At 49.7% G+C, this 25,294-nt stretch carries 28 protein-coding genes; 13 read left to right on the top strand and 15 right to left on the bottom strand.

What is annotated here, in order from left to right:
- The first annotated feature begins 56 nt into the window (after positions 1–56).
- Both MJX74_RS06370 and MJX74_RS06365 read left to right on the top strand, forming a co-directional pair.
- Positions 57–410, top strand: coding sequence for a VOC family protein (locus tag MJX74_RS06370; protein ID WP_240221800.1), 354 nt, complete (start codon positions 57–59; stop codon positions 408–410).
- A gap of 60 nt (positions 411–470) precedes the next feature.
- Positions 471–986, top strand: coding sequence for a GNAT family N-acetyltransferase (locus MJX74_RS06365; RefSeq protein ID WP_240221798.1), 516 nt, complete (start codon positions 471–473; stop codon positions 984–986).
- Positions 987–1,029: 43 nt separating this feature from the next.
- On the opposite strand, the gene MJX74_RS06360 is transcribed toward MJX74_RS06365, so the two are convergent.
- The 6 genes from MJX74_RS06360 to folM form a co-directional block, all read right to left on the bottom strand.
- On the bottom strand, positions 1,030–1,566 hold the full coding sequence (locus MJX74_RS06360; RefSeq protein WP_240221796.1) for a phosphatase PAP2 family protein: 537 nt from the start codon (positions 1,564–1,566) through the stop codon (positions 1,030–1,032).
- A gap of 39 nt (positions 1,567–1,605) precedes the next feature.
- The gene (gene atcC, locus MJX74_RS06355) at positions 1,606–2,499 is read right to left on the bottom strand and encodes a cold adaptation protein AtcC (protein ID WP_240221795.1); all 894 of its coding nucleotides are present in this window, start codon (positions 2,497–2,499) and stop codon (positions 1,606–1,608) included.
- Between the two features lie 11 nt (positions 2,500–2,510).
- The gene (gene atcB, locus MJX74_RS06350) at positions 2,511–3,275 is read right to left on the bottom strand and encodes a cold adaptation protein AtcB (protein WP_068235569.1); all 765 of its coding nucleotides are present in this window, start codon (positions 3,273–3,275) and stop codon (positions 2,511–2,513) included.
- Complete coding sequence (atcA, locus tag MJX74_RS06345) at positions 3,275–3,856, bottom strand: cold adaptation protein AtcA (RefSeq protein WP_240221794.1); 582 nt, start codon at positions 3,854–3,856, stop codon at positions 3,275–3,277. Before atcA ends, atcB begins: the two co-directional genes overlap by 1 nt.
- Positions 3,857–3,879: 23 nt before the next feature.
- Positions 3,880–4,164, bottom strand: coding sequence for a cold adaptation protein ActJcold adaptation protein ActJ (gene atcJ / locus MJX74_RS06340; RefSeq protein ID WP_240221793.1), 285 nt, complete (start codon positions 4,162–4,164; stop codon positions 3,880–3,882).
- A gap of 159 nt (positions 4,165–4,323) precedes the next feature.
- The gene (gene folM / locus MJX74_RS06335; protein WP_240221792.1) at positions 4,324–5,061 is read right to left on the bottom strand and encodes a dihydromonapterin reductase; all 738 of its coding nucleotides are present in this window, start codon (positions 5,059–5,061) and stop codon (positions 4,324–4,326) included.
- 186 nt (positions 5,062–5,247) lie between these two features.
- Between folM and MJX74_RS06330 the strand changes: the two genes are divergently transcribed.
- Positions 5,248–5,538 carry a high-potential iron-sulfur protein gene (locus MJX74_RS06330; protein ID WP_240221791.1) on the top strand — a complete coding sequence of 97 codons (291 nt, stop codon included), beginning with the start codon at positions 5,248–5,250 and terminating at the stop codon, positions 5,536–5,538.
- A 16-nt stretch (positions 5,539–5,554) separates the two neighbouring features.
- Here the strand turns inward: MJX74_RS06330 and MJX74_RS06325 are convergent, their stop codons facing one another.
- From MJX74_RS06325 to pabB, 4 genes are all read right to left on the bottom strand, one after another.
- On the bottom strand, positions 5,555–5,728 hold the full coding sequence (locus MJX74_RS06325; RefSeq protein WP_240221790.1) for a hypothetical protein: 174 nt from the start codon (positions 5,726–5,728) through the stop codon (positions 5,555–5,557).
- Between the two features lie 96 nt (positions 5,729–5,824).
- Positions 5,825–7,207, bottom strand: a complete 1,383-nt coding sequence (locus tag MJX74_RS06320; RefSeq protein ID WP_275692693.1) for an L-serine ammonia-lyase — start codon at positions 7,205–7,207, stop codon at positions 5,825–5,827.
- Positions 7,208–7,483: 276 nt separating this feature from the next.
- Entirely contained in the window at positions 7,484–8,044 is a 561-nt protein-coding gene (locus tag MJX74_RS06315; protein ID WP_240221789.1) for a CoA pyrophosphatase, read from the bottom strand.
- Positions 8,045–8,046: 2 nt separating this feature from the next.
- Positions 8,047–9,528, bottom strand: a complete 1,482-nt coding sequence (gene pabB, locus MJX74_RS06310; RefSeq protein WP_240221787.1) for an aminodeoxychorismate synthase component I — start codon at positions 9,526–9,528, stop codon at positions 8,047–8,049.
- Here pabB and MJX74_RS06305 point away from each other — a divergent pair.
- From MJX74_RS06305 to MJX74_RS06285, 5 genes are all read left to right on the top strand, one after another.
- Positions 9,527–11,047: a fumarate hydratase gene (locus MJX74_RS06305; RefSeq protein ID WP_240221785.1), complete on the top strand. Its 1,521-nt coding sequence runs from the start codon at positions 9,527–9,529 to the stop codon at positions 11,045–11,047. The genes pabB and MJX74_RS06305 overlap by 2 nt on opposite strands.
- 80 nt (positions 11,048–11,127) lie before the next feature.
- Positions 11,128–13,149, top strand: a complete 2,022-nt coding sequence (locus MJX74_RS06300) for a S9 family peptidase (RefSeq protein WP_240221783.1) — start codon at positions 11,128–11,130, stop codon at positions 13,147–13,149.
- Between the two features lie 169 nt (positions 13,150–13,318).
- Complete coding sequence (locus tag MJX74_RS06295; protein ID WP_240221781.1) at positions 13,319–13,672, top strand: MmcQ/YjbR family DNA-binding protein; 354 nt, start codon at positions 13,319–13,321, stop codon at positions 13,670–13,672.
- A 23-nt stretch (positions 13,673–13,695) separates the two neighbouring features.
- The gene (gene bktB, locus MJX74_RS06290) at positions 13,696–14,883 is read left to right on the top strand and encodes a beta-ketothiolase BktB (RefSeq protein WP_240221779.1); all 1,188 of its coding nucleotides are present in this window, start codon (positions 13,696–13,698) and stop codon (positions 14,881–14,883) included.
- A gap of 68 nt (positions 14,884–14,951) precedes the next feature.
- The gene (locus MJX74_RS06285) at positions 14,952–15,575 is read left to right on the top strand and encodes a DUF1287 domain-containing protein (protein WP_240221776.1); all 624 of its coding nucleotides are present in this window, start codon (positions 14,952–14,954) and stop codon (positions 15,573–15,575) included.
- Positions 15,576–15,579: 4 nt separating this feature from the next.
- Here the strand turns inward: MJX74_RS06285 and MJX74_RS06280 are convergent, their stop codons facing one another.
- The 3 genes from MJX74_RS06280 to MJX74_RS06270 all read right to left on the bottom strand — a co-directional run bounded on the left by MJX74_RS06280 (position 15,580) and on the right by MJX74_RS06270 (position 17,796).
- Positions 15,580–16,227, bottom strand: coding sequence for a DsbA family oxidoreductase (locus tag MJX74_RS06280; protein ID WP_240221774.1), 648 nt, complete (start codon positions 16,225–16,227; stop codon positions 15,580–15,582).
- The gene (locus MJX74_RS06275) at positions 16,224–16,844 is read right to left on the bottom strand and encodes a thiol:disulfide interchange protein DsbA/DsbL (protein ID WP_240221772.1); all 621 of its coding nucleotides are present in this window, start codon (positions 16,842–16,844) and stop codon (positions 16,224–16,226) included. Before MJX74_RS06275 ends, MJX74_RS06280 begins: the two co-directional genes overlap by 4 nt.
- A gap of 82 nt (positions 16,845–16,926) precedes the next feature.
- Complete coding sequence (locus MJX74_RS06270) at positions 16,927–17,796, bottom strand: LysR family transcriptional regulator (protein WP_240221770.1); 870 nt, start codon at positions 17,794–17,796, stop codon at positions 16,927–16,929.
- Positions 17,797–18,079: 283 nt separating this feature from the next.
- Between MJX74_RS06270 and MJX74_RS06265 the strand changes: the two genes are divergently transcribed.
- The 3 genes from MJX74_RS06265 to MJX74_RS06255 all read left to right on the top strand — a co-directional run bounded on the left by MJX74_RS06265 (position 18,080) and on the right by MJX74_RS06255 (position 20,882).
- A complete protein-coding gene (locus tag MJX74_RS06265) occupies positions 18,080–19,189 on the top strand; it encodes an S-(hydroxymethyl)glutathione dehydrogenase/class III alcohol dehydrogenase (protein ID WP_177172298.1) in 1,110 nt (369 codons plus the stop codon).
- Positions 19,190–19,390: 201 nt separating this feature from the next.
- Entirely contained in the window at positions 19,391–20,242 is an 852-nt protein-coding gene (fghA, locus tag MJX74_RS06260; protein WP_240221768.1) for an S-formylglutathione hydrolase, read from the top strand.
- A gap of 226 nt (positions 20,243–20,468) precedes the next feature.
- A complete protein-coding gene (locus MJX74_RS06255) occupies positions 20,469–20,882 on the top strand; it encodes an HIT family protein (protein ID WP_240221767.1) in 414 nt (137 codons plus the stop codon).
- 49 nt (positions 20,883–20,931) lie between these two features.
- On the opposite strand, the gene MJX74_RS06250 is transcribed toward MJX74_RS06255, so the two are convergent.
- Entirely contained in the window at positions 20,932–21,321 is a 390-nt protein-coding gene (locus MJX74_RS06250; RefSeq protein WP_240221766.1) for a VOC family protein, read from the bottom strand.
- Positions 21,322–21,477: 156 nt separating this feature from the next.
- Here MJX74_RS06250 and MJX74_RS06245 point away from each other — a divergent pair, with 156 nt between their 5' ends.
- Entirely contained in the window at positions 21,478–23,457 is a 1,980-nt protein-coding gene (locus MJX74_RS06245) for a bifunctional metallophosphatase/5'-nucleotidase (RefSeq protein WP_240221765.1), read from the top strand.
- Positions 23,458–23,490: 33 nt separating this feature from the next.
- On the opposite strand, the gene MJX74_RS06240 is transcribed toward MJX74_RS06245, so the two are convergent.
- Complete coding sequence (locus MJX74_RS06240) at positions 23,491–24,060, bottom strand: Lrp/AsnC family transcriptional regulator (protein ID WP_476748530.1); 570 nt, start codon at positions 24,058–24,060, stop codon at positions 23,491–23,493.
- A gap of 24 nt (positions 24,061–24,084) precedes the next feature.
- On the opposite strand from MJX74_RS06240, the gene MJX74_RS06235 reads away from it, so the two are divergent.
- Complete coding sequence (locus tag MJX74_RS06235; protein ID WP_240221764.1) at positions 24,085–25,290, top strand: aspartate aminotransferase family protein; 1,206 nt, start codon at positions 24,085–24,087, stop codon at positions 25,288–25,290.
- Positions 25,291–25,294 lie beyond the last annotated feature (4 nt).

Raw genomic sequence — 25,294 nt, 5'->3', positions numbered from 1 at the left:
CTATATAACCACGCAGCGCTATAACGTATTTTAATTTCAACCTTTGAGGGGATTTCATGAAGGCCCCGGCAAAACATGGTGCTTTAGTTTATTCAAACGACATAAAAAATCTGGCCAAGTTTTACAAAGAGCTTTTTGCTATGGAAGTGATCAGGGAGACAACTGAGCTGATTAGTCTTGTTAAAGATGGCTTTAACATTGTTATTCATACGCCACCGGCAACAATGCCGCAGCCAGATTTTAATAGCGTAAAATTGTTTTTAACCGTTGATAATATTGAAGAAGCAAAGCTAAAAGCAAAAGAGCTGGGTGGCCGGTTATTTGAAGGCTTATGGTCTAATCCGCTATTTTCCGTGTGCAATATCGCAGATTCAGATGGCAACCATATTCAACTACGTCAGTTTAGATAACTGCGCGGCCGCTTAACGTAACTCATTGCTGATGTTAGCCAAATACTAATGGAAAATCGGTTGATAAACATCGAAACAAACCGCTTAATCCTCAGCCCGCTGCAACAGCAGCACTGGCCGTTGTTTTTACGCTTGCATACCGAAGCGCAAATAGTGGCGCTGTGCTTTGATGTGCCGCCGCAAGATATAATAAGACAAAAATTTAACGCGCGGCTTAAGCCCTGGACGCCAGACAGCGACAACTGGCTTGGACTGGTGGTGGCTGACAGAGCTACCGGGGCAGAATTTGGCGTCACCGGCTTACAATTGCAAGACGGTGTTGCCGAAGTGGGTTATCTGTTTCTACCGGAATTCTATGGCAAGGGGTATGCGGCGGAATCTCTGCAGGGCTTGATTGACTGGGCAACGGACACGCAGCAGATAAACCGTTACCAGGCATTGGTAACAGAAGGCAATGCCGCATCGGAAAAGGTATTAACCAAATGCGGCTTTGCGTTGCAAAGCATTATCGCCAACGCGCATTGTATTGGCGGTAACTATTTTTCTGACCATATTTACAGGCTGGATGCAGGGTGAAAGCTTACCCGTGGCACTAACTACAGTCGGATATTTGTTGGGTTTACCATTTTGCAGTTAGCTGCAAACCCACGCCATTTATGCCGGCAGTTGGCGTAATTTGCACGCCATAAAACGGTTCGGCGAACCAGTAACTGGCGGCGATGCCGATTAGCGCACCGGCCAGTACGTCGCCGGTGTCGTGATGATCATTGTTTACCCGGCTATAGCCGACATAGGTTGCCAGCGCATACGCTGGTGCACCGTATTTCCAACCATAACGGCGCTGCATAAAGGCTGCGCCCTGAAATGCCATAGCCGCATGGCCTGAAGGAAAGGCGTCATCGTCTGAGCCGTCGGGCCGGTTTTTATGAATCGCTGTTTTAAGCGCATAGGTGCTTAGCACGGTAGTGGCGAAGCTATAGTAAAATTGCTTGCTGCCTTCATCATCGTCAAAGTATTGCGTCATACCCCATGCTACAGCGGGTAAGGCAACGCGCAATACGTCTGCTGTGGTGTCTTCGGTGTTGGCGTTAGCGCTGTGTAGCGGTAACAGACTCAGTAGTGTGGCAGTTGCCATATGGCAAAGATGTTTATTCATTATGCTTTGGTTCTTCCTGGCTGCGCGGCGAGCCGCGGCTTATAGCTCTAAATACTGCGGCCAGCCGAGTAGCGGGTTACTTAAGCCTTGCTTGCCTTCAAAGGCGTCGAGCTTTTCCGGTGAGGCATCGGTGTGTGCCATGGTTTTATAGTCTTTGGCGAATTTTAAGGTTCGCAGCAGTGCCGGAATAAAATGCTGGCCTAAGTCTGCTCGTATCGCGTCGGCATTGGCTGCGGGTAGCTCTGCCAAAGTGGCTTCGGTTTGTAGCTGGAAAAAGGTGTCGTTAAACCAGTGCGGTTGCAGCTCAATATTGCGGATACGCTTTTTTAAATCCTGGCGTACTTTATCGCCGCCGGTAAGCGCGCGGTAAAATACCACTTCGGCCAGCACTTCTTCTAAGCTGAAGTGCTCAAATTCGTCAAAGTGGCTGCGGGCGTAAAACTGCTGCTGCAGTAACTGCATTGATTGAGTGCGACGATGATCTTTCAGTGCCTGCTGGTACTGTGCCCAGCCGCTCCATTCTTCAGCGTCGGGCGGGGTGGCAATGCTTTGCAGCAGTTGTTCTTCCACATCGCCATACAGCGAGTTTTTACCGGTTTTCTTGCTGACGGTGCTTAGCATGTTCCAGCCTTTTTGAAACGGCTTTACCACGCCTTCCGGCGCCAGCAGCAGTGTTAGCGCACGCTCTGGGTCATTATCGCTAAGCTCCAGCAAGCCCAAGCTGACTACGCCGATAATATCGTGCGCCGCTTGTTCCAGCAGGTGCATTTTGTATTTATTGTAGAATTTATCGGCAAATTTTAAGCTCATCAGCACAGCTTTGCTTTTAATTTGCTGTAAATCATTACTGCTGAGCTTGTCGTCGGCTTGTGCTTTGCTGATAACCTGGGTTAAAAACGGGCCAAAGCTGCCATCGCGTAGCATTAACTGCATGACGTTATTCCTTAGTCGAGAAAGCTAAACATGTCGTCTACTTCGGCGTATTCGTCTGTGGCCTGGTTTTTCTCTTTTGCCTGCATCACCAGTTCGGTGGCGAACTTACTGATAATACCTTCCCAGCCGGAGTTTTCGTTGCGAATAAGTGCTTTAATCGCTTGCTCTACCTGCGGTGCTAGCTGGCGGATCAAAGCCAGCAAACTGCGCGGATCGTCAAAGCCCAGGCCGTGTGCGTCTTCGGTTATTTGCCGCTCGGTGTAGCTGAGGGCTTCTTCTAAATCTTCTTCTTCTTCGTGCAGGGTGTCGGCATAAAAGTCTTCATCGGCAATCTGTTCGCCGCGGTAAATTTCAATAAACGGAATAGATAAATAAAACAGCCCGGCAGGGTCTTCTGCTATGCATTCTAAAATGGCGGCTTGTTTGTCTTCGTTATCCTGAGTGCGGATTAAATAAGTTAAAAAATCAAAGGTATGCTGCTTGAGCTCTTCAGCATTATTTTTGATTTTTTCTTCCCAGTACAACGGCTGCTGGCAGACGATATCGCGGATGCGCTCGGGTGTCATCAGCTCAGAGATAATAGAAGGAAAGGAAAGGTCATGTTCGCTGTTAATTTGGGTAAGCGTAACAATGTCTATATTTTCAATAACTTCTACCAGTTGCTCATCACTCATGGTGTTGGCAATCAGCTCAAATTTTTTGCTGGCTTGTTTGGGCTCTACTACGGCCAGCTGTTTAATTTCTGCTACGGCAATCTCAATTAAGTTAGTCGTCATTAAGGTTTTTCTCCGTTAAAGCGAATGTCGTCGTACTGATCGTCGTAACCTTCTTCGTCGCTGTCGTCATCATTGCCGTAATCGTCGCTGTCGTAGTCGCTGTGGTAGCTGTCTGTCTCTTCGTCATCATCGGTATCGTAGCTTGGATCTTCGTTATAGGTTTCGCTACCGTTACGGCGTTTGGCAGTAATTTTGCCACCTTCAAGTAAAAACAGTACGGCGCAGGCTTCGATTAACTGTGCTTCAGAATAAGCGCGAATAGCCTTTACCAGCTCAACGTCGGCGGTGTTAAAGGCTACTGAGGTTTTAAACTCGTCCCAAAGTGGTGCTGTACTGCTATTTAACCACTGTTGCCACTGCGTTTTGGCCGCTGGCGGAAACTTGACCCGGCCATATAATGCCATTGGCAAATACTCGGGTACGGATTCAAGCATTTGTGGATCAGCCAGTAAAATGGCTTTCATCTTTGCAGTAAATTGCTCCAGCGCTTTGGGTGTGTCTGGGTCCATGTAGGATTCAATATTTTCCAGCGCATCAGTTTGCAGTGCGCGAATGCGCGCCATATTCAGTTTGTTTGCCATAACCTGTTCACGACCATGATGTTTTATGAATAGTACTGATCCCACAGCTCCTGCATGGCAGAGGCGGGGTCGGTAACAATAACATTGTTAAAATCTTTGATAAAAGCAGCTTTTTGTTTTGCATCAGATAACACCTCATAAGCGGCCTTTACCCGTTGTAACTGTGTTGCGGCCTGATCTTTTTCGTCGTCAGTCAGGCCATGCAGTTTGTCCGGGTGATACTTATTGGCGAAGCGCTTATAGGCTTTTTTAATATCGTCATCGCTGGCATTGGTTTTTACACCAAGTACGCGAAAGTGGTTAATCATAAGAGTTCCTGCACAAGCAAAGCGGTATCAGTATAGGCTGCCTGTTAACGGTGGTAAGGCGGGTTAACAAACAGCCGGTAATGATAGCAGAACGGCGCTGCTTCACCTAGTACTGCAGCAGGATGATTTTTCCGCTGCCATAAAGCCGGCCTTTGCTGCCTAGTTGCCCGTTAAGGGCCTTCCGCCGTCCAGCGCAAGCACTCTACCGGTGATGTAACGGCTGTTAAGCAGGTACATTACTGTGTTTGTCATTTCGTTTGCTCCCGGCTCTATTTGCAGCAATGACTTTTTCAGCGCTTTTTCACGGTACTCATTATCGTCATCGTTGTTAAACATTAGCAAAGCAGGGGCTATGGCATTGACTTTTACCTTAGGGGCCAGTGCCTTGGCAAAGCTGAGTGTCAGATTCTCCAGTGCCGCCTTAGATGCAGCATAAGCCATATGTTTAGCGCTGCCAGTGCTGGCGACATAGTCTGTCAGGTGGATAATATCGCTAATGCCGTCATTGGCCTGTAGCAGCGGTGCCAAAGCCCGGTTGAGCAAGTAAGGTGCTTTGGCATGTACCGCTTGCATAGCATCATATACTGCGCTGTCGCCGGTCAGCGCAGTAACCGTATTGTCGCTTTGCGGTAAATCTTTTTTCCATTCTGATGCATTGTGGATCAGTGCCCTTAAGCTGTTGTGTTGTTGTTTGATCTGGGCAATAAAATCGGTTAGCTGTGTGTTGTCTGTCACATCCAGTTGCACGCACTGTACTCCGGCGTCACGCAGCTGTGCTAAACCGGGTTTTTCTGTGCGCCAGGTTGCTATCACATTGTAGCCAGCGTGTTTTAATGCCAGCGCGCAATGCAGGCCAAGCCGCTGTGCTGCACCGGTGATAATAACGGTATTACTCATGTCAGATCTCTGATGGCGGCGTTATTGCCGTTTTGTTGTAACCAATACGAGACAGCCCGGCTTTGGTTTGGTTTTTTAAGCAGCGCGCAAATTAAACCAAAAGCTATTTTTCACAGTATCAGCATTGAATAACAACAACACAGAATTTCGTGCTTGGCAGTAAATAACAACATCAGAGGAATCATTATGACAACCAGTAGACGACGTTTTTTAAAATTATCAGCCGGAGGCTTAGTTGGTTTGGGTGTCGGCGGTATTAGCTTAAATGCCGTAGCGGCTGAGCAGGTCGATCCTGAAAACCCGCAGGCTAAAGCACTGCAATATGTACACAAGTCGGCAAAAGAAGGGCAACACTGTGCCAATTGTATGCTAGTACAAGGCAATGCCGGCGACGTCTGGCGGCCATGTGGTATTTTTCCGGGCAAACTGGTGAACAGCGAAGGCTGGTGCGCAGCATGGGCGAAAAAGCCTGCTTAAGGTAGGCAAGCGCTGTTTATAACAGCGCTTTCCCTTTTGGTGATGTTAAAAATTTAAACCAAAAGCAACCTTCAAAAAACACCCCAGCGACAATCAATATGCCTGAGCTGTTGTGAAAGCCGAGCAGGTAACAAACCAAGGCTGCAATTAACAGCAGACTTAATGTACTCCATCTGACAGTGTTACTCATAGCAATACTCCGTGTCACAGTTAAGCCAAGTGTGGTTGTCGTTAGCTACTTTTTCAACCTTGCACTGAGCTTAAATTGTAACCAGATACAACCGGGCTAACACTCGATAATATTGACTGCCAGGCCACCGCGTGAGGTTTCTTTGTATTTGGTTTGCATATCTTTACCGGTATCCCACATGGTCTTAATCACTTTATCCAGTGATACCTTTTGATCGCCACTACCACGCAGTGCCAACCTTGAGGCATTAATGGCTTTAATCGAGCCCATGGCGTTGCGTTCAATACAGGGCACCTGTACCAAACCGCCTACCGGATCGCAGGTTAGCCCCAGGTTATGCTCCATACCAATTTCAGCAGCGTTTTCGACATGCAACGGTGTGCCGCCCTGAATTTCAGTTAACGCGGCAGCAGCCATAGAGCAGGCTACGCCCACTTCGCCCTGACAACCCACTTCGGCACCGGAGATAGACGCATTTTTCTTATATAAAATGCCGATAGCGGCCGCGGTTAACAGATACTGCACGGCGATATCCGGGGTAACCGGCTGAATAAATTTATCGTAGTACATTAATACCGCCGGAATAATACCGGCGGCACCGTTAGTGGGCGCGGTAACCACGCGGCCACCGGCAGCGTTCTCTTCGTTAACGGCCAGTGCGAACAGGTTTACCCAGTCCATTACCTGCAGCGGATCGTTACTTTTTTCCGCCATCAGTTTTTTGTATAACGCCGGTGCGCGGCGTTTTACTTTTAACCCGCCCGGCAATATGCCTTCGGTTTTTATGCCACGCTCAATACAGGCGCGCATGGTTAACCAGATATTGTTAAGCTCGTCGGTAATTTGCGCCGGGCTGCGCAGCACTTTTTCGTTTTCCAGCATCAATCCGGCAATCGACAGGCCATGTTCTTTGCAAAGGGCTAACAGCTCTGCGCCCGATTCAAACGGAAACGGTGGCGGGTTATCAGCAGCAAACTGGCTGGCCGCCTCTTTTTCTTTGGCAAAGTCTTCGGCTTTTACTATAAAACCACCACCGATAGAGAAATAAACATCGCGTAGCACGATGTTTTTGTCTTTATCATAGGCAACTAACTCCATGCCATTGGAGTGCTCTTTTAAGGTTTTACGCCGGTGAAATACAATGGCGCCTTCACGCGGGAAGCTAACCGGTTTTACTTTTGCCAGCCGGATTTGCTGCTCGTCACTGACTTGCTTTAACAAGCCGGGTACCGCGTCGGGGTCGACTGTTTCCGGCAGGTAGCCGGCCAGGCCTAGGATTACTGCTTTGCCGGTGCCGTGGCCAATACCGGTTTGGCCTAGTGAGCCGAACAGCTCTACTTTAACGGCGGTAACGCTGTCGAGCAGGTTGTTGTTGGTTAAATCGTCGGTAAATTTTTTCGCTGCCCGCATCGGGCCTACAGTATGTGAGCTGGACGGCCCTATGCCGATACTGAACATATCAAAAGCGCTGATAATCATAATAAATTCTGCCGGGTGGTTAGCATAATGGCGCCATTGTAACGGAAGGCGCTGTGTTCTGTAAGTGAGTTGGTAACTGGTCGGCGTTTATTACAGCAGCGTAAAACAGCCAACTGCAAAGCGGTATTTCTTCGAAGAGAAACCGGCTTGCTCACGCCAACACGCCGTAAACCCATCCCTGGGGGGGCGTCTCAGCCCGTCCGGGGCTTCAACGGTTAGCTTAGAGCAAGCCGCTTTCTCGTCAGGGAGTATGTTTGCGTATCGTAAAATTTACACTCAGGCAAGTTGCAAGCACAACCGGTGCAAAATGGCTGCGGTTGCGCCCCAGATAAATTTGTCCTGATAAGGCATTGCATGCAGTTGCTGCACCTTACCACGCAGCGGCAGGCTGAACTGATGGCGGTTTTCCTGCTGCAAAAAATGCGTTAACGGCACTTCAAAAATGCCGGCCACTTCATCGGCTTGCAATAACCAACTGCGCTGCGGTTGCAGCATGCCAACCCAGGGCTGAATAGTAAAACCGGTGCTGGTGCTTTGTAGCGGCAGCCGGCCCAGTAGTTCAACCGCGGCAGGAGCTAAGCCAATTTCTTCGTGCGCCTCTCGCAAAGCCGCATTATGGCTTTGTTCACCTGGTTCAATACGGCCACCGGGAAAGCTGATTTGCCCCGGGTGATGGCGCAAGTGCAGCGCACGCTGGGTAAACAGCACATGCAGCTTGTCGCCGTAATCAATAATGGGGATCAACACCGCCGCCTGATGTTGATCGCTATGCAGTATCGCGCCGGCTGCTGCGGCCCTTTGCAGTAAAAAACGTTGGCGAAACTCTGCAGCAAGCACCTTTATTGCTCCTTAGCTGCCAGCACCGGCAGAATTTTGTTCACTTTATCTAAGGTTTCCTGATATTCGCTGTTAACTTCAGAGTCGGCTACTATACCGCCGCCGGCCTGGCAGTGAATTTGCCCTTCGCTGCAAATTAATGTGCGGATAGCAATATTGCTATCCATATCGCTGCTGCTGTTAATGTAGCCAATAGCACCGCAGTACACTGAACGCCGTTGTGGCTCTAATTGCTCAATGATCTGCATTGCCCGCACCTTGGGCGCACCGGTAATAGAGCCACCCGGGAAGGCGCCGCGCAGTAAATCGCAGGCGCTGAACTCTGGCGCCAAAGTGCCGGTTACGGTGCTGACCAAATGATGCACCGCCGGAAAGCTTTCAATAACAAACAGTTGCGGCACGGCTACTGAACCAGGCAGGCAGACTTTGCCTAAATCGTTACGCAGTAAATCAACAATCATCACGTTTTCGGCGCGATCTTTGGCAGAATTACGCAGGTTATCGGCTTCAACTTCGTCCGTCATCGGGCAAATACCGCGCGGCCGCGTGCCTTTAATCGGTTTGGTTTCTACCTTGTTACTGTGTAGCTGTAAAAATCGCTCCGGTGAGATGCTCAGCACGGCACCCTGCGGCAGGCGGATAAAGGCAGAAAACGGCGCAGCATTTTTATCGCGCAGTTTAAGGTAAGCCTGCCATTCATCACCCTGGTACGATGCAGAAAAGCGCTGTGTCAGGTTAATTTGATAGCAATCACCACTTAGCAGATATTGCTGCACCTGATTAAACCGGGCGACGTAACCTGCCTTATCCATATTGGCTTGCCAGTTACCGTTTAAACTAAATGGCGCTGACTTCGCTAACTTTTTCTGCAGCCTGGCGTGCAGCTTCTGCCAGCCGGCTTCTGCTTCGCCGTGATAATCGACGTACCATAACTGCTTAAGCTGTTTATCGAGGATTAGCGCCCAACGATAAAAGCCTACTGCCATATCTGGCAGGCTGATATCGGCTTCTGCTGTGGCGGGCAGCTTTTCAATGTAACGGCCTAAATCGTAGCCAAAGTAACCCAGGGCGCCGCCAATAAAGGGCAGTGCGCTATCTGCTGGTTGCGGAAAATAACGTTTTAGTGCGCAGTTTAATACGCTAAAGGGGTCTTCATTATACGAGTGGGCGCCGTACTCGTCGGTCAATATGCTACAGCCAGCTTTGGCTTCTAAAGTGGCCTGCGGCTCTGCTACGAAGATGTCGTAGCGGCTATTAACGTGCTCTGGCGCAGCCGAGTCGAGCAGCATGGCCCAGGGCTGCTGAGCGAAGTGGCTGAACTGCGTAAGTAAATTGTCCGGCGTTTCACCGTAAATTTCCGGCGGAATAAGGTACTGCTGCATGAATGGGGCTAGCCGCTGTTTCTGATGCGCGCTATCATACCAGCACCCGCTAAAATAGTTAAACATGGCGCTGCCAGAGGCGTCAGAGGACAGGTAAAACATGACGGTTATTCGCCAGCAAGACTTTATCGACAGCATCGAAGATGCGCTGCAGTACATCTCTTATTATCACCCGCTGGATTTTATCAAAGCACTGGAAGTGGCCTACCACAAAGAGCAAAACCAGGCGGCGAAAGATGCCATAGCGCAAATTTTAATTAACTCGCGCATGTCGGCAGAGGGCCACCGGCCTATTTGTCAGGACACCGGCATCGTAACCTGCTTTGTTAAAATTGGCATGGATGTAAAGTGGGACAAAACCGATATGACGGTGCAGCAGATGGTGGACGAAGGTACCCGTCGTGCTTACTTAAACCCGGATAACCCGCTACGCGCCTCTATCGTGGCAGACCCTGCCGGTGCGCGCAAAAACACCAAAGATAATACGCCCTCTGTAGTGCATATCGATTTAGTCGCCGGCCATCATGTTGAAGTGATGATTGCCGCCAAAGGCGGTGGCTCGGAGAATAAAACCAAGATGGCGATGTTAAACCCATCTGATTCCATTGTGGATTGGGTGTTGGAAACGCTGCCGAAAATGGGCGCCGGCTGGTGCCCGCCGGGCATGCTCGGCATAGGTATTGGTGGCACGGCCGAAAAAGCAGCTGTACTGGCCAAAGAAGCACTGATGGAACCGGTAGATATTCAGGATTTAATTGCTAAAGGTGCAGAAACCGCCGATGAAAAGCTGCGCTTAGAACTGTACGAAAAAGTAAATAAACTGGGGATTGGCGCCCAGGGCCTGGGCGGTTTAACTACGGTAGTGGATGTAAAAATTAATAGTGTGCCCACCCATGCCGCCAGCTTGCCGGTAGTGATGATCCCTAACTGCGCTGCCACACGCCATGTGCATTTTCACTTAGACGGCAGCGGTCCTGCTGATATTACCCCGCCAAAACTGGAAGACTGGCCACAGGTAACTTGGGAGCTGGGCGCCAATGTACGCCGGGTAAACCTGGATACCGTGACGCCACAAGACGTATTAGAGTGGAAAGCCGGTGAAACCGTGCTGCTTAGCGGCAAAATGCTGACCGGCCGTGATGCTGCGCATAAACGCATTGCCGATATGCTGAATAAGGGCGAAGCGCTGCCCGATGGCGTCGACTTTAAAAACCGCTTTATTTACTACGTAGGCCCGGTAGATGCCGTCGGCGATGAAGTAGTAGGCCCGGCCGGCCCGACAACGGCGACAAGAATGGATAAATTTACCGACATGATGCTGTCGCAAACCGGTTTGCTTGGCATGATTGGTAAGTCAGAGCGCGGTGATAAAACCGTGGCCAGCATTAAGCAGCACAAAGCGGTGTATTTAATGGCAGTGGGCGGTGCGGCGTATTTAGTGTCTAAAGCGATTAAAAAATCCCGCGTGGTGGCCTTTGCCGATTTAGGTATGGAAGCCATTTACGAATTCGACGTACAGGATATGCCGGTAACGGTAGCGGTAGACTCCAATGGCAATAACGTGCATCAACAAGGCCCGGCTATCTGGAAAGTGAATATTCAGCAAATGGACAAAGCGTAACTGCTTTACCATCAAGGCTGTAGCATTGCTGCAGCCTTATTTTTTTCAGCCTATAAAACAAAAAAATCCAGGGAATACGCATGAAAAAGACCTTACTCACTCTGGCACTGCTGGCAGCAGGCAGTGCAATGGCCAAAGCACCACTGACGGTTGAGCATTTAAACCAGTTTAATAAGCTGCACGATGTAGTGCTATCACCAGATGGCCGTTTTTTAGTGTATGGCCAAACCAACGGTGGCTTTAGCCCGGCAGATAGCTCCAGTGATTTATATCTGATGGATTTATCTAACTTAAATAAAGTGACCCGCTTAACCCAAAGTGCCGGCCGTGAAAGCCAGTTGCAGTGGGCAGCAGGTGGCCAGAGTATTTATTTTATTGCTAACCGTAGTGGCACTAATCAGGTATGGCAGCTGCCGTTATACGGCGGCGAAGCCTTGCAGCTTACCGATTTACCGCTGCCGGTAGAAGGCTTTAAAGTCTCCTCTGATGGTAAACAAATTGCGCTGGCGCTGGCGGTAAAACCGGGTTGCCAGAACCTGCAGTGTACGCTGGATGCTAAAACGGCTGATACGGCGAAAAAAGATACCGCTATGGCCTACGATCAGTTGATGGTGCGCCACTGGGACAGCTGGCTAACGCCGTATCGGAGCCATTTGCATGTGGCTGCACTGGGTAAAGGTGTGGTGAAAGATGCTACTAACCTGATGAGTGAATGGAATACTGATATTGCAGGTATTAACGAGGTTGCCTTTACACCAGATAATGCAAACCTGGTATTTAGTGCCAAGATCCCGGCCGAAGATCAGGCCTGGCACACCAATTACGACATCTTTAAGGTACCGGTAGCTGGCGGTGAAAAACAAAACATGACGGCAGAAAACCCAGCCTGGGATGCGCAGCCGTCGTTCTCTGCAGACGGCCGTTTTATGGCTTACAAAGCCATGAGTAAACCACAGGCTGAAGCCGATAAATTCAGTTTGGTGCTGCTGGATATGGTAACCGGGCAGCGTAATGAACTGGCACCGGAATTTGACCGCTCGGTCAGCGATTATAAGTTCGGCCCGGATAACCGCACCATTTATGTTACCACGCAGGATGTTGGCCAATACGCTATCTATGCCATTAACACCAGCTTTGGTGATGTGCGCAAAGTGTATGGCGATGGCACAGCAGGAGCTTTAAATGTCGCCAGTGACAAAATTGTATTTACTAACCATAAACTGAATATGCCGCCTGAGGTGTTTCAGCTAAGCACCGATGGTGCCAACCTGACACAACTGACGGATATTAATGCCAACTGGCGCAAAGACATTCAATTTGGTGACTATGAGCAATTTAGTTTTAAAGGCGCCAACGATGAAACTGTATATGGCTACTTAGTAAAACCGTGGGATTTTGACGCCAATAAAAAATACCCGATGGCGTTTTTAGTGCATGGCGGACCGCAGGGCAGTTTTGGCAATATGTTTAACGAGCGCTGGAATGCGCAAATGTATGCTGCTAAAGGTTATGCAGTAGTGATGGTCGATTTTCATGGTTCAACCGGTTATGGCCAGGCCTTTACTGATTCTATCAGCCGTGATTGGGGTGGTAAGCCGCTGGAAGATCTGAAAAAAGGTTTTGACTATATCGTGCAAACACAGCCGTGGATTGATGGCAGCAGGGCCTGTGCACTGGGCGCATCGTATGGTGGCTATATGATGAACTGGATTGCCGGCAACTGGCCAACCGGTTTTAAATGTCTGGTAAACCACGCCGGCTTATACGATATGCCCAGCTTTTACGGCAGCACTGAAGAGTTGTGGTTTCCGGAATTTGATTTAGGTGGCCCAGCCTGGAACCCGGAGTCTGATTATCAGAAATTTAACCCGGCGGCGCATGCCGATAAATGGCAAACCCCTATGTTGGTTATTCATGGTTTAAAAGATTACCGCGTACCTTATGCTCAGGGTTTAGGTGCGTTTACTAACCTGCAACGTAAGGGTATCGATTCACGCTTAGTGATTTTCCCAGATGAAAACCACTGGATCTTAAATAAAGATAACCGCGTGCGCTGGTACAACGAAGTGTTTCAGTGGCTGGATAAATACACAAAGCAGTAGTGAAAAAATAGCAAGACAGGGTAAACCTGACTGCGACAAGAAGGCCGGCTTGTGCTAAACCAACCGTTGAAGGCATGGATGCCTGAATCGAGCCTACAGGGATGTATTCACGGCGTGTTGGTGTGTACAAACCGGCCTTCTTTTTACATCACTATACCAGGAGCTAATTATGGCTTTCGATTTTCAACAATGCCGTGATCACTGCCTGATGCAACTGCAAAGCATGGAAGACTTCCCGTTTGGCCCAGACATCTACGTGTATAAAGTCGGCAAAATCTTCGCCATTTTAAGTGAGAAAGAGGGCGTAGCCCGGGTAAATCTGAAGTGCGAACCGGCTGAAGCTTTGATGCTGCGCGATATTTTTCCGGCCATTACCCCCGGTTACCATATGAATAAACAGCACTGGAACACCGTGCTGCTGGATGGTAGCGTGCCGGAAAACGAGATAAAAAGGCAGATTGAAAACTCGTATCAGTTAATTGTTAAAAGCTTACCGAAAGCGAAAAGGCCTGTGCTGGCTTAGTGCTGATGCGATAGGAATAGAATATGAAAATATCAGATGTAGTGATCCTGGCCGGTGCCCGTACGGCCATTGGCAGCTTTGGCGGCAGTTTGGCAAACCTTAGCCCGGCGCAGCTGGGCTCGGCGGCCGCGACAGAGGCAATCAGCCGCGCCGGCGTGGTAGCAACTGATGTTGACCATGCGGTATTTGGCCATATTATTACCACTGGCGCTGAAGATGCTTATTTAGCGCGGCATATCGCATTAAATGCCGGTATGGCTGCCGGCTCTGCTGCCTTTAACGTTAACCGTTTATGCGGCTCGGCGGTGCAGTCGGTGATATCGGCGGCGCAGCTTATTCAGCTGGGGCAAAGCACTATTGCCCTGGCCGGTGGCGCCGAGAGCATGAGTAACGGCGCTTATTTATTGCCAAAGCTGCGGCGTGGTTTAAAAATGGGCCACGGCGCAATAACAGATTTAACCCTCGGCATTTTGACCGATCCGTTTGGCAGCGGCCATATGGGTATTACCGCCGAAGCCATCGCCGCGCAATATGGCTTTAGCCGCACTGACTTAGATACCTTTGCGCTAATAAGCCAACAGCGTGCTGCCAATGCGCAGCAGCGGGGCTTTTTTGACAGTCAGATTGTGCCGCTAACAGTTCAGGTTGGCCGAAAAGAAGTGCAATTCGACCGCGATGAGCATATCCGCGCCGATACCACAGCAGAGAGCTTAGCTAAATTGAAGCCGGCGTTTAAAGCCGATGGCATAGTTACTGCCGGTAATGCCTCGGGTTTAAACGATGGTGCTGCCGCCATGTTGTTAACCAGCCGGTTTGAAGCGGAAAAACGTGGCCTTAGGCCACAGGCACGTATGCTCGGTTATGCTTTTGCCGGCGTGGAGCCGGGTGTGATGGGGTTAGGACCGATACCGGCAGTACAGCGGGTGATGGCGCAAACCGGCTTAACTGTGGCCGATATCGATGTGATAGAGTCCAACGAAGCTTTTGCTGCCCAGGCACTGGCAGTAAGCCAGACGCTGGGCTTTGACAGCGCTAAAGTAAACCCCAACGGTGGCGCTATTGCGCTGGGGCATCCGGTGGGAGCCACCGGCTCTATCTTGATCATTAAACTATTGGCAGAGCTTAAGCGTATTGGCGGCCGTTATGGCCTGGTAACTATGTGCATCGGCGGTGGCCAGGGGATAGCGCTGTTGCTGGAGTCTTTATCATAGCGCTGAGGAACTTTATCGCTGCAGGTACGCCTTATGTCAGAGTTTAACGGCGTTGCAAGGAGCAATTTATGCCGGTTTTCCTGTTATCCCGTGTTGTAAAACCTACGTTGGCCATAGCGCTGTGGTTATTGCCCCTGCATAGTATGGCCGAAACATTCAGCGATAAACTGGTGGCTGCTGCGCTGGAGCGCACTGAGCACCAGGTGCGCTACGATGGCCGTTATTTGCGTATTGCTTACCCAAATGGCGATGTACCGGCGGATATCGGTGTCTGCACCGATGTGGTGATCCGCAGTTATCGTGCTTTGGGCATAGATTTGCAGCAGTTGGTGCATGAGGATATGCATGCTGATTTTGACTTATATCCGTCAAAGCGAATCTGGGGTTTAACCAGGCCGGACAGTAATATCGATCATCGTCGCGTACCTAACCTGCAAACCTTTTTCAGTCACCATGGTGAACGTTTGGCCATTAGCCGGCAGGGCAGTGCCTATCAACCGGGCGATCTGGTAACCTGGATGCTGCCGGGTAATTTGCCGCATATCGGCATAGTGGTAAATAAGCGTTCAGACGACGGCCAACGACCATTAATAGTACACAATATCGGTGCCGGGCCGGTGTTGGCCGATATGCTGTTTGACTACAACATTACCGGCCATTACCGCTTTCATCCCGCTTCTGATGCTCAGTAGCAGTTTAAGCCCTTTCGTCTGCAATTTGCTGCAGGCTGGCAGCCAGCTGGGCTGGCTCCTGCGCGCCGGAGATAAGATAGCGGTTATTGATAATAAATGCCGGTACCGATGAAATGCCGGCTTGCTGATATTTAGCAATGTCTGCTCTGACGATATCGCTGAAATCATCGCTGGCTAAAATACCCTGAGCTTCACCTTTATCAAGGCCTGCTTGTTCGGCGCAGTCCGCTAAAATGGCAGCATCAGACACATCTTTGGCTTCACCAAAATAGGCAGTAAATAATGCCAGTTTCATTGCGGTGCCTTTGTTTGCTTTGGCCTCAGCCCATTTCACCAGCCGATGTGCATCAAAGGTGTTACAGGTAAAACGCTGCTGCATTTTAGTAAAATTAAGCCCCAAAGCGGCGGCTATTTGCATCATATTGGCCTGAGCCGCGCGCATTTCGTCCTCAGAACGACCATATTTCCGGCTTAGTGCCGGCAATATTGGCTCTTGCTGCGCGTTTTTATCAGGGTTTAGCTCAAACGCATGCCATTCCAGTTCTGTTTTTAACTCAGGCAGGCTGCCAAGCGCTTGCTGTAGCCTGGCATAACCAATAGCGCACCAGGGGCAGGCAATATCTGATACCAGGTCGATTTTTAGTGTGGTCATTCTGCGGCTCCGGGTTTTAAGCTCAACAGGTGGTTAATCAGGGCGTTAAATTGCTGCTGAGATGACACTGCGCTGATATTTACCAGATATTTGTCATTAATTATAAAACTGGGGACTGACCGCACAGCTGCTTGTTCGATGGCCTGATCGAAATCAGCCACCATAGCCGTAACTGGCATACTGTCAAAGTTGGCATCAAACTGTTTGCCGTTAATGCCAGCTTTATTAAACAGGGCTTTAAGTGCTGCTCTGTCTGCAGGTGGCTGGCGTTGTTGATGAATTTGGGTAAACAACAACGGGGTAAATTGTTCTTCAACAGTCAAAGAAACCGCCATAGCATGGGCTCGCTGTATTGTCGGCGCCATTTTACCGCCGTGAAAAGAAACCGGGATTTTTTGTACGGTGATACCGGCGGGCAATGCTTGCTTAAGCTCAGCAACGATAGGTTCGAAGTTATAACAAAATGGACAATAATAGGAGAAAAACTCGACAACTTTTGGGCTGGCGCTGATGGGGATTTCCAGCACTTTGTAGTGTTCATTTTCATTGAAAGTTTCACTGGCATAAGTAAAACCAGTGTTTAAAAACAGAGCTAAAGCAAAAAGTATTTTTTTCATCGGCTATCCAAAACAGTAAATTTTGTCAAAACGCTATCATAGCAGGGGCTAACTACCAAGCTTGCCTGCTACAAATGCGCGGTTAATTAAGCTTAGCTGCGAGATAGTCTGCCAATACCCGTACCTTTGCCGATAAATGCCGGTTTTGCGGGTATATCGCCCAGATGCCATCATCAGGTTGACGCAACTCATTTAGCACTGCCACCAGCTCACCACATTGTAGTTTGTCGCCTACATAATAATCCGGCAGTTGCACCAGGCCTAGCCCTTTTAGAGCGGCATCCAGCAAGGCTACGCCGCTGTTGCAGACAATACGGCCTTGTGGCTTAAACTGGACCACTTTGCCATGCTGCATAAATCGCCATTGTGCTACGGTGCCGGTTAAGCATTGATGTTGGGCAAGTTCTGTCAGGTTTTGCGGTGTACCGTTTTGTGCCAGATAAACCGGTGACGCCACCACATATTGCGTTCTACTGGCCAGTTTACGCGCAATAAGGCTGGAGCTTTCCAATGTGCCCAGGCGTATCGCCAGGTCAAAGCCACCCTGAACTAAATCCAGTTTGTTGTTGGTCAGCTGTAAATCCAGCTCGGTATCGGGGTAGAGGCGCATAAAATCATGTAGCAACGGAGCGATGCGGGTTTCACCATAAAATACCGGCGCAGTAAGTTTTATTTGGCCGCGTGGTGTGGCTTTTAAGTTTGCCAGCGTGCGGTTGGCTTCTTCTAAACTGGCGACTAAATGCCGGCAATGCTGCAAATACAGTTGGCCTTCTTCGGTTAAGCTAACACTGCGTGTACTACGATACAGCAGTTTTATCGCCAAACTGGCTTCAAGTTCGGCAATATTGCGGCTAACCTGGGCGACAGAAATACCCAGTTGTTTGGCCGCTTTGGTAAAGCTTTGCAGCTCTGCCACGGCGACAAATTCACTGATGCCAATCCACTGTTTCACTAAGCCCCTCTGCTCCGTCAACCGGCTGCTTGCGTTACAACACCCGTCCTGGCTCGCCACAGCAACTCGCCCTACTGCCTGCGGCAGGGCTCAGACACTCTGTGGCGACCAAAACGGGGTTCTAACCGCAGCCTTTCGTTAATCAGATTTTCATATATGAAAAACTGATTTGCATTTTAGTGCTATTCATACTGATATGGCAAAAATAAAAATCAGGTTACACTTGTAGCCAATGCTAGTATTGCCAGTGGAACTTACGTAAAAGGACAACTAAATGAAGATGATTAAAACACGCGCCGCGGTAGCCTGGGGCCCGGGCCAGCCATTATCGATTGAAGAGGTGGATTTAATGCCACCACAAAAAGGCGAAGTGTTGGTTAAAATTGTTGCCACCGGCGTGTGCCACACCGATGCTTTTACCTTATCGGGTGAAGATCCTGAAGGTATTTTCCCGGCGATTTTAGGCCACGAAGGCGGCGGTATAGTAGAAGCGGTGGGCGAGGGCGTAACCTCGGTTGCAGTTGGCGACCATGTTATTCCGCTATACACACCAGAGTGTGGTAAATGTAAGTTTTGTTTATCCGGCAAAACCAACCTGTGTCAGGCTATTCGCGCTACCCAGGGCAAAGGTTTAATGCCGGATGGCACCACGCGTTTCTCTAAAGATGGCAAGCCGATTTATCACTATATGGGCACTTCGACCTTTTCGGAGTACACAGTACTGCCGGAAATTTCGCTGGCTAAAATTAATAAAGCCGCACCGCTGGAAAAAGTGTGTTTACTGGGTTGCGGCGTAACCACCGGCATGGGCGCGGTAATGAACACCGCAAAGGTAAAAGAGGGCGATACTGTTGCGGTATTTGGCTTGGGAGGTATCGGTTTATCTGCCATTATCGGCGCGGTAATGGCCAAAGCCAGCCGCATTATTGCCATTGATATTAATGAAAGTAAGTTTGATATCGCGAAAAAACTTGGTGCTACCGATGTTGTTAACCCGAAAAAATTTGATAAGCCGATTCAGGATGTTATCGTTGAAATGACTGACGGCGGGGTAGATTTCTCGTTTGAGTGTATAGGTAACGTTAACGTTATGCGCTCGGCGCTTGAGTGCTGCCATAAAGGTTGGGGCGAGTCGGTGATTATTGGTGTGGCCGGTGCCGGCCAGGAAATTTCTACCCGGCCATTCCAGCTGGTTACCGGTCGCGTTTGGCGCGGTACAGCTTTTGGTGGCGTAAAAGGCCGCACTGAGCTGCCAGATTATGTAGAACGCTATTTAAACGGTGAATTTGAGCTGGATACTTTTATTACCCACACCATGCCGTTGGAGCAAATTAACGAAGCGTTTGATTTGATGCATGAGGGTAAGTCTATCCGCACAGTAATTCATTTTTAATAGAATCGGCAAAAAGAGGTTGGAATCCCGATGGCGCAGCCACAGAGTGTCTGAGCCCTGCCGCAGGCAGTAGGGCGAGTTGCTGTGGCGAGCACAGCGGGAATTGCAACCGGTAGTTTTACTCTGTTAATAAAGTGACACGCTGTGGCGACCAGAACGGGGTTCAAATCCTCTCTGGTCGTCATTATATAGGGACAGCTAATGACAACTTCAGCATTAACCAAAGTCAGCGAACAGCTTTGCTTTGGTGGCAAACAAATTCGTTTTACTCATACATCCACTGTGCTGAACTGCGATATGCAGTTCTCGGTGTTTTTACCGCCGCAGGCAGAAACACAGGCGGTGCCTGCGCTGTATTGGCTGTCGGGTTTAACCTGTACTGATGAAAACTTTTCTGCCAAAGCCGGTGCACAACGCGTTGCTGCTGAGCTGGGTATAGCACTGATAATACCGGATACCAGCCCGCGCGGCGATGGCGTACCGGACGATGCAGGCGGCGCTTACGATTTTGGCCTCGGTGCAGGTTTTTACGTTAACGCCACCCGCGAGCCGTTCGCCAAACACTACCGTATGTACGACTATATCGTTAGTGAATTACCGCAGTTGCTGGAAGCTGAACTGCCGTTATCGACCAAACGTGCCATCAGCGGCCACTCTATGGGCGGCCACGGCGCTTTAGTGATAGGCCTGCGTAACCCGCAACGTTATAGCAGTATGTCGGCATTTTCCCCCATTTGTAACCCGGTAAATTGCCCTTGGGGTATTAAAGCTTTTAGTGGCTACTTGGGTGATGATAAAGGCCAATGGCAGCAATATGATGCATCTGTATTGTTAGCTGCAGCGCAAGATCCGTTACCGCTATTGGTTGATCAGGGCACAGCAGATAACTTTTACCCTGAGCAATTGCGCACTGAAAGCTTAATCGCAGCGGCAAAGCAAAGCGGTGCCAAAGCTGATATTCGTATGCAGGCAGGTTATGACCATAGCTACTACTTTATTGCCAGCTTTATTGAGCAGCATTTACAGTTTCATGCACGGTATTTGTTTGATTAAATCCGGCCTGAAAAGCGGCTGGCCCCCCGTTTCGGTCGCCACAGAGTGTCTGAGCCCTGCCGCAGGCATTAGGGCGAGTTGCTGTGGCGAGCCGGGGCGGGTTTTGCAGCCAGTTTTCTGAGTTTAAATAACAAGTGCGATTATTCAGCTGTAACGTCAAAAGCTGGTTTTATGTCATCAGATGCTGGCATACTTGATTAAATTGGCCCGCATAAAGGAGAGCTGCATGAGCTACGATAACGACAATATTTTTGCCAAAATTCTGCGCGATGAAATCCCCAGCTTTAAAGTGTACGAAGATGACTACACCCTGGCTTTTATGGATATTATGCCGCAGGCCGACGGCCATACGCTGGTGATCCCGAAATTTCAGGCCGAGACGCTGTTAGATATTCCGGCAGACGAGCTTAGCCACACCATGACCACAGTGCAAAAAGTGATGTCGGCGCTTAAATCTACGCTGGGTGTTGAAGGTGTCGTACTGCTGCAGTTAAATGGCACCGCTGCAGGGCAAACTGTGCCGCACCTGCATTTTCACTTAATCCCGGAGCATTTAAGTAAATTATCTGGCCATGGTGCGGCAATGGGGGATAGGGAAAAAATAAAAGCTCTGGCAGAGAAAATCAGCGAAGCACTCTGATTGTCCGCAAAAACCGGATAGCTGTAAGGGCGGCGGTTTGCCGCCTTGGTTAAACATGCCGTTGCAATAAATCCCACTTATTGCCGTATAAGTCTTCAAACACCACAACAGTGGCATAAGCTTCCTGGCGTGGTGTTTCGTGAAATATTACACCAGCAGCCTGCATAGCATGGTAATCATGCCAGAAATCATCGGTTTGCAAAAACAGCCATACCCGGCCACCGGCCTGATCGCCCACGGCTGAAAGTTGTTTTTCGTTACTGGCTTTTGCCAGCAGCAATACTGTGCCGCTGTTGTTCTTTGGTGCTACTTGTACCCAGCGTTTACCGCCACCAAGCTCGGTATCTTCGAGCAAATCAAAACCAAGCTTCTCGGTATAAAAGGCAATAGCCTCGTCGTAGTTTGCTACCAGCAGGGCCACATTTGCAATTGCCGCCATTTTTAAACCTCTGTTTTTCTGAAGCCATGATCCTGCCAGCCAGTGCTGGTCAAAACAAGCAGCAACTACAGATTTTCACTTGAGATAAAGCGGGTTTGTGCTTAAGGTAGCGCCCAATATTGTTACTCTTTGCTTTGCTATAAAGGTTTGCCGGTTATGCGATTTACTTCTTCACTGCTTTTTTCTGCCATGCTGCTGGCCGGCTGCGCTTCAGCCCCGTCATCAATACCAGAGCCTGGTTTAACCTTAAGCCTTATTCATATTAATGATACCCACTCACAATTTGATGCCAGCCCGGCCAGCTTGAAAGACGCCAGCGGCGAACCGCTTTACACCTATATTGGTGGCCATCCGCGCTTGTTAACCAAGGCGCAGCAGCTACGTGCGCAAGCAGCACAAGAGGGGATACCGGTGCTGTTTTTGCACGGCGGTGATGCCTTTAAAGGCAGTGCTTATTTTGAGCTGTTCGAGCAGCGCATTAATATTGATGTGTTAAACCGGATGAATATCGACGCCATGGCACTGGGTAACCATGAGTTTGATATAGGTTTAACTAAGCTGGCCGACTTTGCTGATAAGGTTAATTTCCCTATTCTGGCGGCCAATATTGATACCGCCGCTGAGCCGCTGCTGGCTAACAGCCAGAACCTGAAACCATACAGCTTATTTATGCTTGATAACAACCAACTAACACCGGTGGCAAGCGTTAACGCTGCAGCAGGACGTGAAGTGGTGGCGGTGTTTGGCCTGGCACTGGAGGATATGCGCGCTATAGCCCCAGATACCGGTGCAGTGGTGTTTAGTAGTGAAATTCAAAGTGCACAACACACCGTAGATGCCTTAACGGCACAGGGCGTGCAGCATATTATTGCGCTGACGCATTTAGGCCACCAGCGCGACTTGGCCCTGGCCAGCGCCGTTAATGGTATAGATGCCATTGTTGGCGGCCATTCGCACAGTTTGCTGGGTGATTTTCGCCACTGGTATTTGGGCGCGCAGCGCCCATACGCTGCGATAGTGACTAACCCTGATGGCAAAGGCCAAACCTGCGTAGTGCAAGCCGGGCAGTTTGCGCAGGCCGTAGGCCAGGCAACGCTTAAGTTTAACACCGGCGGTGAGCTGTTAAGCTGTGCCGGACAAAACACCTTGCTGGCAGGCACAGACTATTTCCGACAAGCATTACGCAATGAACCCAGCCGTATTGCGGCAGTTGAACAGGCTGTGACAGAGCGTTATGTTGCCGGCCTGCCGCGTACCGCCATTGTGGCCGAAGATGCCGCGCTGCGCTCTGTGCTTGATAACACTTACTTACCGGCGGTACAGCAAGCTTATGGTGCGGTGATCAGCAGCACCGAAACCGAAGTGCCGCATGTGCGCCTGCCCGGTAGCGGCGGCAGCGATAAACATGGCTCGCCTCTGGCAGGGCATATCGCCGATGCCATGCTTAAATATGTTAACCAAAGTGCAGTGCAAAACCTGATAAAACGACCGGTACAGCTGTCATTAGTTGCAGCCGGTAATATCCGCGCGCCGTTGGCCGCAGGTGAAGTGCGCGAAGGTAATATCCGCCTGGAAGTATTGCCGTTTGATACGCCACTCAGTTTGCTGAGCATTAGCGGTGCCGAGCTACGTGCGCTATTAACCGATATTATTAGCCAGTCTGTGGTCGCAGGTGCCCACACCGGTAAGTTTCCTTATGTTGCCGGTATTCGCTATGTGGCAAAGCAAACCGGCCCGGCTACCGCAGACTTAACCACGCTTGACATCAAACAAAACGGAAGCTGGCAAGCCGTTGAGCCGCAACAGCGTTATAGCTTGGTCACCACCAGTTATCTGGCCGATGGCAATGACGGCTGGCAGCTGTTACAGCAACTGCAGGCAAAACAGAGCGACCGGCAGGATATAATATTGCGCCAGCAGCAAGTGGTGTTATATCCGGTTAAACGCGTTACCGCTGTACAAGACAGTAGCGGAGCGCAGTCGTTTAGCGCCCGCTATCACAATAGTGACGGGCTACCATGTAAAACCGAAGGGGTAGATTGCAAAGTCGCCGCACAGGCGTTTATAGACTACTTAAAAGCTAACCCGGCATTATTACAGCAACAGCGTGAACCAACGGTGACGTTGCAGCGATAAAGCGGATTAAGGGCAGCTTTGCTACCCTGCTTTTCAGCGCTTAAACTTGGTTTCTAAAATAACCGACGAGTTAGTACGCTCTACACCGTCTAAATTGCCAATATCATCCAGAATATGGCTTAGCTGCTCGGTGCTTTGTGCCTGCACTATGGCGATAAGATCGTACTCGCCACTGATGGCATACAGTGCTGAAACCTGAGCAATTTGTTTTAGCTCAACATTGGTTTTGGCGGTAAGTTTTTGCCGTACTTTAATGCTGACATGTGCCGACACCAGCGACGCCAGATAGTCCTCACCGTAATCTACCGAGTAGCCTTTAATTACACCGCTTTGCTCCAGTTTGGCGATGCGGGTTTGTACGGTAGAGCGGGATAAATCCAGCATGCGGGCTAAGTCAGATATACTGGCGCGGGCATTGTGTTTTAGTACGGCTAATAATTTTTCATCTTCCTTGCTTATCATTTTGCTAACCTTTTCCGTTGAATTGCAATTTAAGCTTGTTAAATTGTCGATAATGGTACTGCAATGTGGCAGTGGTGAGCAATATAATAGAGTTAAATTTATCCGAGCCTGCCAGCGTTTATCTTCATAAAGACAGGCCATTTCAACAGACACAGTGAGGTAGTTATGCAGGTTTCAAGAAGCGTATTCGATGATGTGATGGTACCAAACTATGCACCGTCTAAAATTATTCCGGTAAAAGGCGAGGGCTCACGTGTGTGGGATCAGCAAGGCCGTGAATTTATCGATTTTGCCGGCGGTATTGCCGTTAACTGCCTTGGCCATTGCCACCCGGCGTTGGTAACTGCGTTAAAAACACAGGCTGACAAACTGTGGCATTTATCTAACGTAATGACTAACGAGCCTGCGCTGTTGCTGGCCCAGGCATTGGTTGACGCTACTTTCGCTGAAAAAGTGTATTTTGCCAACTCAGGCGCTGAAGCCAACGAAGCGGCACTGAAACTGGCGCGCCGCTATGCTAAAGACAAATACGGCGAGCAGAAAAATCAGATTATCTCCTTCAAGCAGGGCTTTCATGGCCGTACTTTCTTTACCGTTACTGTGGGCGGCCAAAGTGCTTATTCAGATGGTTTTGGCCCTAAGCCGGAAGCCATAGTGCACGGTGAATTTAATAACCTTGATAGCGTAAAAGCGCTGATTAACGCCAACACCTGCGCGGTAATGGTAGAGCCGGTGCAAGGCGAAGGCGGTGTAATGCCGGCCACGGCTGAGTTTATTAAAGGTGTGCGCGAGCTGTGTGATGCACACAATGCGCTGCTGATTTTTGATGAAGTACAAACTGGCGTGGGCCGCACCGGCGAGCTGTATGCCTACATGGGTTATGGTGTAACACCGGATATTCTGACGACAGCCAAAGCGCTGGGGGGCGGTTTCCCGATTGGCGCTATGCTAACCACTACTGAGATTGCCAAGCACTTAGTAGTAGGCACACACGGTTCTACTTACGGCGGTAACCCGCTGGCCTGCGCAGTGGCGCTGGCGGCAGTTAACACGGTAAATACACCGGCAGTATTGTCTGGCGTTAAAGCTAAATCGCAATTGTTTCAGGACGGCCTGAAACAAATTAATGATAAATACCATGTATTTAGTGAAGTACGCAGCGCAGGTTTACTAATTGGTGCGGTACTAAACAGTGATTACGCCGGTAAAGCGCGTGACTTTATGTTAGCCGCGGCAGATCAGGGCTTAATGGCACTGGTGGCCGGTGCCAGCGTGGTGCGCTTTGCGCCATCGCTGATTATACCTGACGCCGACATTACTGAAGGCTTAGCCCGCTTTGAGCAGGCCGTAGCTCACGTAGTGAAGGGGTAAAACC

This window comes from Rheinheimera hassiensis (assembly GCF_022436675.1).
GTDB classification, from domain to species: domain Bacteria; phylum Pseudomonadota; class Gammaproteobacteria; order Enterobacterales; family Alteromonadaceae; genus Alishewanella; species Alishewanella hassiensis.
Note: the sequence above shows the minus strand (reverse complement) of the source record. Positions and strands in the feature narration are given on the sequence as shown.